The organism is Acinetobacter sp. Colony158 (genome assembly GCF_019264745.1).
GTDB lineage: Bacteria > Pseudomonadota > Gammaproteobacteria > Pseudomonadales > Moraxellaceae > Acinetobacter > Acinetobacter ursingii.
Window position 1 is genome coordinate 1,914,922 of the sequence record NZ_CP078523.1, and the last position, 14,793, is coordinate 1,929,714.

16 protein-coding genes and 1 tRNA gene are annotated in these 14,793 nt (G+C 41.5%); 10 read left to right on the forward strand and 7 right to left on the reverse strand.

Features of this window, described 5'->3' with window-relative positions; all coding sequences use genetic code 11:
• The first annotated feature begins 18 nt into the window (after positions 1 to 18).
• The 9 genes from JR005_RS07965 to JR005_RS08005 are packed head-to-tail and all read left to right on the forward strand — an operon-like array spanning position 19 to position 6,876.
• The gene (locus JR005_RS07965; RefSeq protein ID WP_218664846.1) at positions 19 to 1,329 is read left to right on the forward strand and encodes an NAD(P)/FAD-dependent oxidoreductase; all 1,311 of its coding nucleotides are present in this window, start codon (positions 19 to 21) and stop codon (positions 1,327 to 1,329) included.
• Position 1,330: 1 nt separating this feature from the next.
• On the forward strand, positions 1,331 to 1,882 hold the full coding sequence (locus JR005_RS07970) for a DUF3261 domain-containing protein (RefSeq protein WP_218664847.1): 552 nt from the start codon (positions 1,331 to 1,333) through the stop codon (positions 1,880 to 1,882).
• Between the two features lie 5 nt (positions 1,883 to 1,887).
• Complete coding sequence (locus tag JR005_RS07975) at positions 1,888 to 3,102, forward strand: beta-ketoacyl-[acyl-carrier-protein] synthase family protein (protein WP_218664848.1); 1,215 nt, start codon at positions 1,888 to 1,890, stop codon at positions 3,100 to 3,102.
• Positions 3,103 to 3,104: 2 nt separating this feature from the next.
• Positions 3,105 to 3,542, forward strand: coding sequence for a hotdog family protein (locus JR005_RS07980; RefSeq protein ID WP_228731798.1), 438 nt, complete (start codon positions 3,105 to 3,107; stop codon positions 3,540 to 3,542).
• Entirely contained in the window at positions 3,539 to 4,264 is a 726-nt protein-coding gene (locus JR005_RS07985) for a 3-ketoacyl-ACP reductase FabG2 (RefSeq protein WP_218664850.1), read from the forward strand. Before JR005_RS07980 ends, JR005_RS07985 begins: the two co-directional genes overlap by 4 nt.
• Positions 4,264 to 5,487, forward strand: coding sequence for a beta-ketoacyl-ACP synthase (locus tag JR005_RS07990; protein WP_218664851.1), 1,224 nt, complete (start codon positions 4,264 to 4,266; stop codon positions 5,485 to 5,487). The genes JR005_RS07985 and JR005_RS07990 overlap by 1 nt, the downstream gene beginning before the upstream one ends.
• A 13-nt stretch (positions 5,488 to 5,500) precedes the next feature.
• Positions 5,501 to 5,935: an excinuclease gene (locus JR005_RS07995; RefSeq protein WP_218664852.1), complete on the forward strand. Its 435-nt coding sequence runs from the start codon at positions 5,501 to 5,503 to the stop codon at positions 5,933 to 5,935.
• A 35-nt stretch (positions 5,936 to 5,970) separates the two neighbouring features.
• The gene (locus tag JR005_RS08000; protein WP_218664853.1) at positions 5,971 to 6,627 is read left to right on the forward strand and encodes a 4'-phosphopantetheinyl transferase family protein; all 657 of its coding nucleotides are present in this window, start codon (positions 5,971 to 5,973) and stop codon (positions 6,625 to 6,627) included.
• A gap of 30 nt (positions 6,628 to 6,657) precedes the next feature.
• Positions 6,658 to 6,876, forward strand: a complete 219-nt coding sequence (locus tag JR005_RS08005; RefSeq protein ID WP_218664854.1) for a hypothetical protein — start codon at positions 6,658 to 6,660, stop codon at positions 6,874 to 6,876.
• 127 nt (positions 6,877 to 7,003) lie between these two features.
• Here JR005_RS08005 and secF read toward each other — a convergent pair whose 3' ends face one another.
• From secF to queA, 7 genes are all read right to left on the reverse strand, one after another.
• Positions 7,004 to 7,963, reverse strand: a complete 960-nt coding sequence (secF, locus tag JR005_RS08010; protein WP_010588618.1) for a protein translocase subunit SecF — start codon at positions 7,961 to 7,963, stop codon at positions 7,004 to 7,006.
• A gap of 8 nt (positions 7,964 to 7,971) precedes the next feature.
• Positions 7,972 to 9,873, reverse strand: a complete 1,902-nt coding sequence (gene secD / locus JR005_RS08015; protein ID WP_151831582.1) for a protein translocase subunit SecD — start codon at positions 9,871 to 9,873, stop codon at positions 7,972 to 7,974.
• Positions 9,874 to 9,927: 54 nt separating this feature from the next.
• Positions 9,928 to 10,257 carry a preprotein translocase subunit YajC gene (gene yajC / locus JR005_RS08020; RefSeq protein ID WP_004992746.1) on the reverse strand — a complete coding sequence of 110 codons (330 nt, stop codon included), beginning with the start codon at positions 10,255 to 10,257 and terminating at the stop codon, positions 9,928 to 9,930.
• Positions 10,258 to 10,370: 113 nt separating this feature from the next.
• On the reverse strand, positions 10,371 to 11,501 hold the full coding sequence (gene tgt / locus JR005_RS08025) for a tRNA guanosine(34) transglycosylase Tgt (protein WP_151833312.1): 1,131 nt from the start codon (positions 11,499 to 11,501) through the stop codon (positions 10,371 to 10,373).
• A gap of 222 nt (positions 11,502 to 11,723) precedes the next feature.
• Positions 11,724 to 12,290, reverse strand: coding sequence for a LemA family protein (locus tag JR005_RS08030; RefSeq protein ID WP_218664855.1), 567 nt, complete (start codon positions 12,288 to 12,290; stop codon positions 11,724 to 11,726).
• 17 nt (positions 12,291 to 12,307) lie between these two features.
• Entirely contained in the window at positions 12,308 to 13,339 is a 1,032-nt protein-coding gene (locus JR005_RS08035) for a hypothetical protein (RefSeq protein WP_218664856.1), read from the reverse strand.
• A 14-nt stretch (positions 13,340 to 13,353) separates the two neighbouring features.
• The gene (queA, locus tag JR005_RS08040; RefSeq protein ID WP_218665814.1) at positions 13,354 to 14,388 is read right to left on the reverse strand and encodes a tRNA preQ1(34) S-adenosylmethionine ribosyltransferase-isomerase QueA; all 1,035 of its coding nucleotides are present in this window, start codon (positions 14,386 to 14,388) and stop codon (positions 13,354 to 13,356) included.
• A gap of 180 nt (positions 14,389 to 14,568) precedes the next feature.
• Here queA and JR005_RS08045 point away from each other — a divergent pair.
• Positions 14,569 to 14,655: transfer RNA gene (locus JR005_RS08045), tRNA-Leu, on the forward strand.
• The last annotated feature ends 138 nt before the right edge of the window (positions 14,656 to 14,793 follow it).

Genomic DNA, 14,793 nt, shown 5'->3' on the forward strand with positions numbered 1-14,793 from the left:
TAAAAAGGTCAATGTGCCATGCAAAATTTGCAACAAAATACGATACAACAAACAGATGTCATGATTATTGGGGCAGGACCATCTGGCAGTTCAGCAGCCGCTTTATTACGTCAAAAAGGTTTTAAAGTCTGCATCATTGAGAAACAGCATTTTCCGCGTTTTTCGATAGGAGAATCTTTATTGCCTCAATGTATGGTCTTTTTAGAAGAAGCGGGTTTATTAGATACTGTACGCGACCATGTTGAAAAATGCGCCTTTCAATTTAAAAATGGTGCAGCATTTTTACGTGGAAAACAACGTAGCTTTTATGATTTTACTCAAAAGTTTAGCGAAGGGCCTGGCACGACATGGCAAGTTCGCCGTGCCGATTTTGATCGGTTATTGGCCGAGCAGGCGCAAGCTTTAGGTACAGATATTCGATTTGGGCACGAAGTCATTGCAGTCGATGTTGAAACAGCGCAGCCGATTTTAACGATTCAACCTGAACAGGGTGACTCCTATCAACTACAGGCAAAATTTTTATTGGATGCCAGTGGTTTTGGGCGAATCTTACCTAAATTTTTAGATTTAGAAGCGCCTTCGAGTTTTCCTGTACGCCGTGCATTGTTTACCCATATTGAAGATGGTATTGCTAACAATCCTGAATTTGATCGTCATAAAATCCTGATTACTGTGCATGAAAAAAATCATCGGGCATGGTTTTGGTTGATTCCTTTTGCAGATGGACGAAGTTCATTTGGTGTGGTTGCCGAGCAGGATTTTTTTAATGACTATCTGACTGGCAATGCCGAGCAGGATCAAAATGAAGTTTTACTGAAACGAATTTTAGCAGACGATGAGAGCCTGTCTAAAATTCTAGCAGAGGCTAAATTTGATACACCTGTGCGAACATTGGTCGGTTATTCAGCTGATGTTAAACATCTGGCGAAGTCCAATTATGCCTTGTTAGGTAATGCAGGAGAGTTTTTAGATCCAGTATTTTCATCAGGTGTAACCATTGCGTTGAAATCTTCTAGTTTGGCGGTTCCACTGGTGGAACGTGCAATCAAAGGTGAACAAATCGACTGGCTAACAGAGTATGAGCAACCCCTTCGTCAGGGAATCAACGTTTTTCGTGCCTATGTAGAAGCATGGTATACGGGCGAATTTCAGGATGTGGTATTTTCCAGACACAAAAATCCAGAGATTGAACGGATGATCGCGTCACTTCTGGCAGGTTATGCATGGGACGAACGTAATCCGATGTATAAAAATGCGAAACGCCGCCTCGCTACTCTGGCTGAATATTGTCGTGAAGATGCTTTTCCAGCACAGCTATCGGAAATTTAAGATGCCATCGATTCGCTTGCTGTTATTGAGTTGTATATTTACGGCATGTACAGCTTGTCAACAGCTCATGCCGAAAGCTGTAGGTCTTGAAAATGCGACATGGCAACAGCAAGCGTATCAGCGTCAGGATCAGGTAGATGTGCAATGGCATGGAAAGAGTTTTAGTTTTCTACTCTATCAGCAGCAACAGGGACAGGTATTAGAGCTCATTGCTTTAAGTTTAACGGGACAGCAATTATTTCAGGTTGAATATAATGGTCAGCATATTCAGGTGAAACAGCGTATCGAACAAATGCGTTTATTACCGTTTGAATTTTTAATTCGGGATATTTTGCTGGCGACCTATCCTGATTTTGCCCAACAACAGGCCATAATTCATCCTGAGCTTATTCAGGATCAAATCTATGCAGCAGGTGGCGAAATTTATATTCAAAAAAAATTGGTTTTAAAGATTCAATATCTTTCAAAAGATAAGATGGAACTCGAAAATGTACAGGTGCCTTATCAAATGACGTTTTCACCGATTGAAAATACTTTACAGTCCAATGAATAGATAAAATGATGCAACAAAAACAACATTCTTCTGCCGTTGGCATTCAACTGAGCAGTAGCCTTTCGGCTTTAGGCAATTGTCCTGAACAGTTGCGTCAGCGTTTAACCCTGCCAGAAACCAGCTTATCTATACAATCTGAATGGCTGCCTGAGCGTTCAGTTTGGGTAGGGGCATATACAGGACATTTGATAGAAAACTTACCAAATGACTGTGAAGCTTGGTCATCTCGTAATTTACGTTTTGCTGTGACGGCTTTACAACAAATTGAAATCCCTTTGCGAGATTTAACAGCCAACATCCATCCTAATCGTTTAGCGATTGTCATGGGAACATCGACTTCGGGTATTGGCGATAATGAACCGCTTCTAGCAGCATATTTTCATGGCAAAACCGAGCTGATGATTGATCATCATAAACAGGAAATGAATGCACTGGCCAAAGGTCTACAGGCCTATTTAGGTTGGCAGGGTGCAGCTTACACAGTTTCAACCGCATGTTCATCCAGCGCCAAAGCATTTATTGCTGGGCAACGTTTACTCAATGCAAATCTGGCTGATGCTGTTTTGGTGGGCGGCGTTGATACATTATGTCGTTTAACTTTAAATGGTTTTAATAGTCTGGAAAGTTTATCTGAGGATATTTGTCAGCCATGCGGTCTTGAACGAGATGGGATTAACATTGGCGAAGCCGCCAGTTTGTTTCTATTGACCAAAGATTCTGCTCCAGTGATGTTTCTTGGTGGTGGTGAATCGATGGATGCATGGCATATTTCTGCACCGCATCCAGAAGGACTGGGGGCAGCTCAAGCGATGCAACGTGCTTTGGCAAATGCTCAGTTGAATGCCAGTCAGATTGCTTATTTGAATTTGCATGGTACAGCCACACCGCAAAATGATGCGATGGAAATTAAGGCGGTACGGCAGGTTTTTGCAGATGATCGTGTGCCGATGAGTAGCACCAAACATAAAACAGGACATTGTCTGGGGGCTGCGGGTGCGGTTGAAGCTTATATTTGCCAACAGGTTTTGCTGGATCAGACATGGTTACCGTTGCATCAACAAGGTGAAATTGATCCTGCGCTTGCAGATCAACATTTTGTTCATCAAAGTAAGGTTAGTCCACAAACAGTTGTTGATCGACCTTTAAATTATGTCATGAGTAATTCATTTGCCTTTGGTGGCAGTAATGTCAGCTTAATTTTTGGAAGAACTTTGCCATGAATATTCAGGAAAATGCAATTCAATATATTCCTCATCAAGAACCGATGGTATTTATCGATGATTTGGTCGAGATATCTGAACAATCTGCCGTTGCCAATCTGAACATTCGTCCAGCACTTTTATTTTGTGAGGCAGAGGGTTTACCTACATGGTCGAGTATCGAGCTGATGGCACAAACCATTAGTGCCTATTCAGGATGGAAAGGGCAACAACAAGGCAATATTCCCAAAGTTGGTTTTTTATTGGGAACTCGTAAATTAAATCTGCCCGTGCCTTTTTTTGAAATGGGAAGTACCTTGATCATTCGAGTCGAGCAGCAATATTTACATGAAGGTTTGGGACAATTTGCCTGTGAGATTGCGTATAAAAATCATAAAATCTCAGCCCTCTTAAGTGTTTATGAGCCGACAGGCGATCAAGATAATAAGGAAAATGTGTGAATAGACGAATTTTAGTCACTGGCTCAAGTCGGGGAATTGGTAAAGCGATTGCTTTGCAATTAGCACAGGCAGGTTTTGATGTTACGGTTCATGCGCGTTCGCGTATTGAAGAAGCGCAGGCTGTAGCACAGCAAATTCAAGGTTTGGGACGAAACAGCCACGTATTGATGTTTGACGTGACTGAGCGTGAAGTTGTGCGTCAGATGCTTGAGCAAGATGTTGAAACTCATGGTGCATTTTATGGTGTCGTCTTAAATGCGGGTTTAACTCATGATGCTGCTTTTCCAGCATTAAGTGATCATGAATGGGATGACGTGATTTCAACATCACTGGATGGTTTTTATAATGTGCTTAAACCGTTAATTATGCCGATGATTCATTTGAGAAAAGGGGGGCGCATTGTGACCTTATCTTCGGTTTCTGGGGTGATGGGCAATCGTGGTCAAGTCAATTATAGTGCAGCAAAAGCAGGCTTAATTGGGGCGACCAAAGCTTTATCACTAGAGTTGGCAAAGCGGAAAATTACCGTCAACTGTGTCGCTCCGGGTCTAATTGAAACTGAAATGGTGACTGAAGAAGTAAAGCAACATGCTTTAAAAATGATTCCATTGCAACGTATGGGAAATGTAGACGAAGTTGCCAGTGTCGTGAAATTTTTGTGTTCCGATGATGCATCTTATATCACACGACAAGTGATTTCAGTCAATGGGGGGCTGATCTAATGAAGCGTGTTGTGGTCACAGGTATGTCAGGAATTACTTCGCTTGGTGAAACGGCTGATGCTATTTTTGACCAATTTGCTCAGGCTAAAAGTGGCATTCGATATATGCCAGATTGGGAGAAATATACAGATTTGCGCACCAAACTTGGTGCGCCTGTCGAAAACTTTACGGTTCCAAAGCATTTTAATCGCAAAGTCACACGTGGAATGGGCCGAGTAGCTTTAATGTCAGTGGTCTGCGCTGAAATTGCGCTGACAGATGCAGGTTTATTAAATGATCCCATTTTAAAAAGTGGCGATGCAGGTGTGGCATTTGGTTCATCTGCGGGAAGTGTCGATGCCGTACGTGAGTTTGGTTGTATGTTAATTGATAATGACATGAGCCAAATGAATGCAACCACGTATATCCGAATGATGTCACATACCAGTGCGGTGAATATGACCGTTTATTTCGGTTTAAAAGGTCTAACCTTACCGACATCGAGTGCCTGTACTTCAGGTTCTATGGCGATTGGTCAGGCTTTTGAAGCCATAAAATATGGCAAACAAACCGTGATGCTGGCTGGCGGTGCAGAGGAACTTAGCGCCGCTGGGGCTGCGGTCTTTGATGTGTTATTGGCCACCAGTGGCATGAATGATCAGCCTGAACATACACCACGTCCGTTCGATCAAAACCGTGATGGGTTGGTGATCGGCGAAGGCGCAGGCTGTCTGATTTTGGAAGAATATGAACATGCCAAGGCCCGTGGTGCCAAAATTTATGCAGAAATTTTGGGTTATGGCAGCAATACCGATGGTCAGCATGTAACCCGACCCGATCAAGACATGATGGTGCGTTGTATGCAACTCTCTTTAAAAGATGCAGGACTAATGGCGGATCAGATTGATTATGTTAATGCACATGGAACATCGACTGATCAGGGAGATATTGCTGAAACCCAAGCAACCGCGCAAGTTTTGGGTAAAAAACCGATTAGCTCACTGAAAAGTTATTTTGGTCATACGCTTGGTGCTTGTGGCGCGATTGAAGCATGGCTAAGCATCGAAATGATGCATCGGAAGCACTTCATTCCAACTCTAAATCTGGATCATATCGATCCACTTTGTGGTGATCTGGATTATATTACTGGGCAGGCAAGACCTTTAAATGCCAATATTATCATGAGTAACAATTTTGCTTTTGGGGGAATTAATACCTCCTTGATTTTTAAAAACCTGAAATAAGAGGAATACAACAATGTCACTTAAGAAGCAACTCAGCTTTGCTGTACTGTGTATGGGATTAATGGGAACTGTACAGGCAGCAGATCAAGTGCATGATCTTGATTTTAAAGCCGCCGTTGAACGTGCGGTTGCGGATGGGGCGCTAGATGGTTCGGTTAAATTTTATTTGAGTGGGACAAAATCGGGTGGACGAGTATTACAGCAGGGCATTGTAACCAATAAAAAGACCAATGGTTTTGCCAAATCAGCAGAAACGTCTTGTGACTGGGTACTGCGCTCAGCTTTGATTCAATTGCAAAATGCAGCAAAGGCTAAAGGCGGCAATGCAGTCACTAATATTGTGAGCTATTTCAAATCCAATGAAGCGAAAAGCAGCACGACTTACCAATGCTATAAAGGTATGGCGCTGACAAGTGTGGCCCTAAAAGGCGATATTGTTAAGTTTTAACTCAGTCTAAAATAGTTTTATCCAGAAGTGAGCCAATGAGCATGAAAAACATTCAAGTGTATATTCGATCATTGGCTGATCTTCTTGAATTATCCGTTCAGGATTTTGCTAATCGTGCCGAGTATCAAGCTTATAAAAAAAACAAAATTTATCAGTATCGTGATGAATTAATTTCAAAATTTTTACATGTGCCTATTTCACAATTACAATATGCGATTGCGGAGCAAGGTAAACCCTATCTACTCGATCATCCCTTACAATTTAATCATTCGCATAGCCAGAAGGACTATGCATTGGCACTGAGTTTAAATGTTCAGGATGTGGGTGCGGATATAGAAAGCTTGGATCGAAAAATCCGCTTTGAAGCACTGGCTCAACATGCTTTTCATCCGCAAGAATACCAATGCTGGAAAGCTTCGGGAGAAGATGTAAATTTTTGGTTTAAGGTCTGGACCACCAAAGAAGCATTGCTAAAAGCGCATGGTATGGGCATTCGTCTGGATTTAAATACCTTAAATACTCAGATGCATCCAACACACGACAATGGTCAAATTATTGATGAACGTTTAGGTATCTTTGCGTATCAATGCTTTGATTTAGGACATGCTATGCTGAGTGTGGCTTGGCGTTCGGGCATGGGATGCGGTCAGTTTATTGTGCCCAATATTCAGATTATAAACATGAATACATAAAACTTTTTAGAAAATAAATTGGAAAACCATATGAAATTAAAAATCACTGATCGGGATATCAGTTGTCTTTATTATTTATTTTTAATTTGTGCATTTTGTTCATTAGGTAGTGAACTTTATGAGAAATTTTTTATTGCGAAACGAACGATGGACTTATCTTCATTTTATACGTTCTTATTTTTTGCCTTATTGACTCGATATTATTATGCCATTATTTATCTACTGATTAAGCTTGAGGGTATTAATTAGCAAGAGCGTCAAAGACAATTAGATAGAGAGAAAGAACTAGAAAATAAAGAGCTTTGATCAAATAGATCGTCATAAAAAATGCCAGTATTTCACTGGCATTTTTACGTCTTAACTTTTTCAAAGATATTTAAGGAATATCATCTTCAAATTCAGGTTTAACCTGAACGATGAAGTCCTGACGGTTTAGACCACGCCATAAGGCAAAGGCTGTTCCGATATAAATCGAAGAATAAGTTCCGACAAATACCCCGACACACATCGCGACAGAGAACCATTTTAAGCCATCGCCACCTAAGAACATCATTGACACTACCACAAGGAGTAATGTCATAGAAGTATGAATAGTACGACGTAAGGTTTCAGTCAAAGCAATATCTACGATTTCACGAGGAGTTGCGCCGCGAATCTTACGGAAGTTTTCACGGATACGGTCTGACACGACGATGTTATCGTTCAGTGAGAAGCCAATCACCGCCAATACTGCTGCAAGAACAGTTAGATCAAAAGGCCATTGGAACAATGCAAACGCACCAATGATGATCAGAATGTCATGGAATAATGACATGATCGCACCGAGTGCCAGTTTGAACTCAAAGCGAATGGTGACATAGATGAGCATGAGCAAAAGGGCCAAAGCCACAGCACCCGCAGAACGGATATAAAGCTCATTTCCGACTTGTCCACCGACAGCATCGACTTTGTGAACCATCGCAGTATTGTTTGGAAGTTGAGCCGCTTGAGAAATCGCTTTACCTAAGTCATCTACCTTAATTTCTTGTACAGGCATGCGCACCAGCAGGTCTTTATTACTGCCTAAAGTTTGCACTACAGCATCTTTAAAGCCTGCTTTTTCCAAAGCCTGACTGACCGCAGCTTGATTGACAGGCTGTGAGTAATTAATTTCTGCTGAGATACCACCCGTAAAATCAAGACCAAGATTTAAACCTTTGGTCACGATAAAGAAAATACTGGCAAGTGTCAGTAGAATCGAGAAGATTGCCGCTGGTTTGGCGATCTTCATAAATGGGATAATGCGTTCGTTGTCTGGACGGCCGTATTGTTTAGGTTGAGTCACATCAGTCATCATCGATCTCCTTATATGCTCAACTTTTTCAAATTACGACGTTTGCCATAAATGAGCTGGACAATCGCACGAGTTACTGTAATTGCAGTAAACATCGAGCAGACGATACCAATCATTAAGGTGACAGCAAAGCCTTTAATTGGGCCTGTCCCGATGGCAAAAAGAATAAATGCAACAAGGAACGTAGTGAGGTTCGAGTCAAAAATGGTGTTATAAGCTCGATCATAACCTGCCACAATCGCCTGTTTGGGCGAAGCACCCCATTTCATTTCTTCTCGTATTCGTTCACAGATCAGGACGTTGGCATCGACGGCCATACCAATGGTGATCACGATCCCTGCAATACCTGGTAAGGTCAGGGAAGCGCCAATCCACGACATGACGGTTAAAATCATGGCAAGGTTAAACACCAGTGCAAAGTTGGCAATCAAACCAAACAGACGGAAGAACACGATCATCCAGATGGCGACTAAAATAAAGCCGACTTCGGTCGATAATATCCCTTTGTCGATATTTTCCTGACCTAAGCTTGGGCCGACGACACGTTCTTCAACAAAGTACATTGGGGCTGCCAATGCGCCTGCACGTAACATCAAGGCAAGTTCAGAAGCTTCTTGTGGAGATGCAAGACCTGTAATACGGAATTGTGAACCCAAAACGGCTTGAATGGTTGCGGCATTAATGACTACCGACTCTGTATAAGGCGTACGAACTTCAGTTTGCGCACCTGTCACAGGATCAGCCACATAGCTAATGCGTTGTTTATTTTCAATAAACAATACCGCCATACGTTTGCCGACAGAATTACGTGTTGCATCCGCCATCAGCTTACCACCCGCACTGTCCAGTGTGATGTTCACTTCTGCGCCACCTGTATCCTGACTAAAGCCAGAACTTGCATTTTGAACACGTTCACCTGTCAAAATGCGATTACGATTCAGTAATAACTGACGACCACTATCCAATGATTCATACGCAAAAACTTCTGTACCTGGCGGTAATGGCTGACCATTATATTTTCCTGTGTAGCGGTCAATATATTGATCGTTCTGGTCTGAAACCAAACGGAATTCCAGATTCGCTGTACGGCCTAAAACACGTTTCGCTTCGGCAGTATCCTGTACACCCGGTAATTCCACCACGATACGGTTATTACCCTGAGTTTGTACCAGTGCTTCTGCCACACCCAATTCATTAATACGATTGCGCAGTGTGGTTAAGTTCTGATTTACCGCATAAGACTGAATTTCCTGACGACGAGCATCGGTATAAGTCAAACGCAAGCTTGAACCGTTATCCGTTGCCACCGCCTGTTGGGTGAATTCATTGCCATTACGACGTAAGAAATCCATCGCCGTATCACGATCAGTATTGTTGGCAAACTGAACGTTAATCGCATTGTTATTGAGTGAAAGACTATTGAATTTGATGTTGTTGTCACGGAATTGACGACGAATATCACTCGCCGATGTTTCCATACGTTGCGCAATGGCTTTGTCCATATCAACTTCAAGCAGGAAGTGGACACCACCGCGTAAGTCAAGACCAAGCTTCATCGGCTTCGCCCCAATCTTCTGCAACCATTCTGGGGTTGTGGGTGCAAGATTGAGTGCCACCACGTAGTTTTCACCTAAATCACGACGTAAGACATCCTGCGCTTTCAGCTGATCTTCAGATGAACTTAAACGCAACAAGGCCGCATTGGCACTGAAGCTATTGTCATGGCTTGGAATATGGGCAGTTTTTAAAATTTGCTCTGCTTTTTGTACAATGCTCTGATCAATTTGAGTACCGGCTTTGGCACCTGAAATCTGAACAGCAGGTTCATCTGGATACAAACTTGGCAGCGCGTAGAGTGTACTGATGATGAGTACAACCACAATCAGTACATATTTCCATGCAGGGTAACGCATTCGCTTTCTTCTTAAAATGAAAAAGTCGTGCAACATGCACGACTGTTTTTATGATTAAAGGTTATTTAGAGTGCCTTCAGGAAGAACTGAAATCACACTTGCGCGTTGAATTTTAACTTCATTACCACGATTCAGTTCAACCACCGCATAATCACCTTCGATTTTGGTGATACGGCCCATCAAACCACCCGCAAAAACGACTTCACTACCAACACCTAGACTCTCAATGAGGGAACGATGCTCTTTGGCACGTTTAGATTGAGGACGCCAGATCAAGAAATAAAAGATCGCAATAAATACTGCAATCATCAGTAAGTTGGTGACCATGCTTGGGCCTTGTGCCGCTGCTGGTGCTGCGTGAGCAGAAGAAATTAAAAAGCTCATTTCGATTTCCTAAACTTAAAACCTAAATTAAAAAAGGATTGTCAAATCCTGACAAAATACGAGTTCGTTCTGCAATTTACCTTGTCTTTTTGTTGAGCGCAAATCTAGTTGCATCAATCTACAGGACAAGCGGGAACTTCTAAACCACGACGGGTATAAAAGTCTGTCACAAATTCATCGAAAGTCCCGTGATCCAAAGCATTTCGGATATCTTGGGTAAAGCGCTGGTAATAACGTAAGTTATGGATAGTTCCCAACATCGATGCCAGCATTTCACCACATTTTTCAAGATGATACAGATAGGCACGAGTAAAGTTTTTGCAGGTATAACAATCACAATGCGGATCAAGCGGACTTTGATCATGACGATACTTGCTATTACGGATACGCACCAGACCGTCTGTCACAAAGTAGTGTCCATTCCGCGCATTACGGGTGGGCATCACGCAGTCAAACATATCAATCCCGCGACGAATCCCTTCTACAATATCTTCAGGCTTCCCAACGCCCATCAGATAACGTGGTTTATCATGCGGCATTTTATTTGGCAGATAATCCAGCACCTTGATCATTTCATCTTTCGGCTCACCGACTGATAAACCACCAATCGCATAACCATCAAAACCAATCTCAAGTAAACCTTTCAACGACTCATCACGCAAATCTTCATACATGCCACCCTGAATAATGCCAAATAATGCATTGGTATTTTTCAGTTCATCATGATGATGGGTTTTACAGCGTTTTGCCCAACGTAGCGAAAGTTGTAAAGACTTTTGTGCTTCTTCATGGGTTGCAGGATAAGGCGTACACTCATCAAATATCATCACGATATCCGAGTTAAGCACCTGCTGAATTTCCATAGAGATTTCAGGGGACAAAAATACTTTTGAGCCATCAATCGGTGAACGGAACGTCACGCCTTCTTCTTTAATCTTACGCATTGCGCCGAGACTAAACACCTGAAAACCACCAGAATCGGTCAAGATTGGTTTATTCCATTTGATGAAATCATGCAATCCACCATGCTCTTTGATGACTTCAAGACCAGGGCGCAAGTACAAGTGGAAGGTATTGCCCAAAATAATTTGTGCCTGAATTTCTTCAATGTCACGTGGCAACATACCTTTGACCGTACCATAAGTACCCACGGGCATAAATACAGGAGTTTCAACGATGCCGTGTTCAAGAGTCAAACGGCCACGACGGGCGCGCCCCGACTGACCTAATTTTTCAAACTTCATGCAACTTTCCAAATCGAGGCGAAAAAACAGTTCGCTGATGGCTAAAATAAAGAGCGCTATTTTCCTAGATTTATGCAGGGAGTTCTACTACTAAATGTTATGAGATCGATAAAAAGCCAAATTCTACGATCAACTGTACCTAATATTGCTTTGTCGGTTAGATTGAAGAGCGTGATCCATCACTCAGGATAGAGCAATGATCACTTTCTTCAAAACGAGGATTTAAAAATTAGGACGATAATCAAAACTCTGCGCAGCAGCATGATCACGAAATGGACGAATCGATTTCTTGCCTAAGGTTAAAGTGTTAATCATATTATTTGGAAATACTTCAATATGATTATTAAACAGTTCGACATTGCGGTTAAAAATGGTGATGGCCGCACTGACATTATCATTTTGCTCATCAATCTCATTCATCATACGTAAATAGATTTCATTGGCTTTGAGTTCAGGGTAGTTTTCTACTACCACATTCAAACTACGCATTAATTCTTTATTTAAGTTTTCAATACGTTGCAATTGAGCAATATCTGTATGATCGACATTGAGGTTAAGAATACTTTGGCGTAACTCAGTGACTTTTTCCAAAGTGCTTTTTTCAAAACTAGCATATTGTTCAACCATTGGCGCAAGTTCGTCCAATACTTTTAATTTTTGCCGTTCATAAGTCGCTACATCAGCCCATGCGCGTTTGGTTGCATTAAAATGCAATACAATTTTATTGCGAATGAAAATACCAAAAATAATAATGACTAAAATAATGAGCAGAAAAATCCACAAACCCATCGTATTCCCCAAAATTGTTATTTTAAAAAAGTGCTGAGATCAGAACACAGTTGTTCATAATGTTTTAATCGAAAGGTGCGTAAATGTCCACGCAAACTTGAAATATCCTGAATTTCTCGTGCTTTGGAACTGACTTCAAATAAATCTGCCTCACCTAAAAAGCACATCATATTTTGATGAGAATGAAAAATCAGTTCACCTTTACGCGATTTAAAAAAATCGGACAAGCGCAGTAATAATGCAGGATTAAGTGTTTTGACCAATTGTAGTTGATCCATCCCATAAATCTGTAATTGCTGATTAATCTGGATATCACTGCTGTTCCAGCGGACTTCGTATGGGAAACCAATGTCCCGACGTAAATTAGTTACCGCAAGTCCGCGTATTTGTGTCTCAAAGATAAAAACGCCCCACTGATTTTTTTCTGTACGACGAATAGTAACTTTGTCTCCATCTGCATCATGAATATGCGTTTCTTCGATGTAGGTATATTGGAAAATAAAAGCAGGATATTGATGGTTCTCATCATCACTAATATTTGCACTGGCATACCACGGAATTTGATTGGAGGTGGAACCTTTATTAAACAGGGGAAAGCTATTTTTGAGTTGATTAATCAATAAGGTTGAACTCATGCCTAAAGGTAAATGTTCAGGAGTTCGCCCAAATTTTAAATGGTAGCGTGTTTCAATCGACTTTTCTTCCAGATATCGAACAACTTCTTGAATAGCATCATCTGTTTCATAAAGAATAAAAGCTAAAAACAATAAAACAATGCTACTAAAAAATCCCAAAATAAAAGGCAAACCTATGCTGGGCAAAGCAAACATGGCAAAGAAACTGAGCGCACCTAGCAGCATCAGAAACTTGGGTAAACCATTGTCAAAACGGAGTGTAGGATGATCTCCCCACGGATGCAGTTGATCCAAAATTTGCTGATGCGTTTCGACTTGTTCGCCAATCTCCCAAAGCCGTGCAATATTACGAAATACATGCGCATTTTTGTTACGACGAATATGTAATGCGCGTTGTACAGTCTTAATTGGCATCTTGATGATTTACCTTATAGAGCTTGATCGATCAACATGGCGTCGCCATAACTAAAGAAACGGTATTTTGATTCGACTGCATGGGCATAGGCTTTCAGGATATTGTCACGATTTGAGAGCGCTGAAACTAACATCAATAAGGTCGATTCAGGCAAATGAAAATTGGTAATCAAGCGATCTACCACACAGAATTGATAACCAGGGTAGATAAAAATTTGAGTATCGCCTGTCCAAGCTGCAATCTGACCCTGATGTGCCTGTACTGCGCTTTCCAATGCACGAGTTGCCGTCGTTCCAACAGCAATGACTTTATTTCCACGTGCCTTTGTTTGACGAATTAAATCGACAGTGGCTTCTGGTACATCACACCATTCACTATGCATAATATGATTTTTAATATCATCTGTACGCACAGGCATAAATGTGCCTGCGCCGACGTGCAAAGTGACAAACGTTTTTTGAATGCCTTTTTGTTCTAGTTTTTTGAGTAAATCTTCATCAAAATGCAAACTTGCAGTTGGTGCCGCAACGCTGGCAATTTTTTCGGGATCATGAAATACGGTTTGATAGCGTTCTGTATCAATGGCTTCCGCTTCACGATTAAAGTAGGGTGGAATGGGAAGTTGTCCATAACGATCTAAGACTGACAATATAGGTTGAGAAAATTCCACCACAAATAAATTCTCATGACGGCCTTGTACAACGACCTTGACTCCATCTTCACCCATAAATAGCTCTGCGCCTGCTTTTGGGGTATTGCTGGCTTTTATATGACAATGAGCAATAGTTTGATCCAGCATACGTTCAACCAAAACTTCAACGGCGCCACCACTTGCACGTTTACCTTTTAAACGCGCTTTCATGACTTTGGTATCGTTTAAAACCAGTAAATCACCTTCATCTAATAAATCGACAATCTCGGTAAACATATGATCGTGATATTGACCTTGTGCATCTAAATGGAGAAGACGCGAAGCACTGCGTGATTCAAGTGGATAACGAGCGATTAATTCATCTGGAAGATCAAAGTTAAAGTCTGAAAGCTGCATAATACGGGACATTACAAAATTTGCGCCTAGTATAGTCTTTTTGGCTTTTGGAAGGGAGTCATGATGATTTTATCCTGATAAAAGTTTGTTTGCTGTAAAAGTAGGCAATAGTCAAAGACTTACCGTTGACAAGTTTTTAAAACACGCTATTATACGCAACACAAAGCAAGCATCAGCTCTCCCGAGGTGGTGAAATTGGTAGACGCGGTGGACTCAAAATCCACTGTCAGCGATGACGTGTCGGTTCGAGTCCGACCCTCGGGACCATTGATTCTTCACGGAATTTTAGATAAACCCCGAAACCTTGATATACAAAGATTTCGGGGTTTTGTCGTTTCTGGGGTTCGCATTTTTTTACGGTATTTTTCGGGATTATTTGGTATATGTTTCCAACCGTTTTCCACC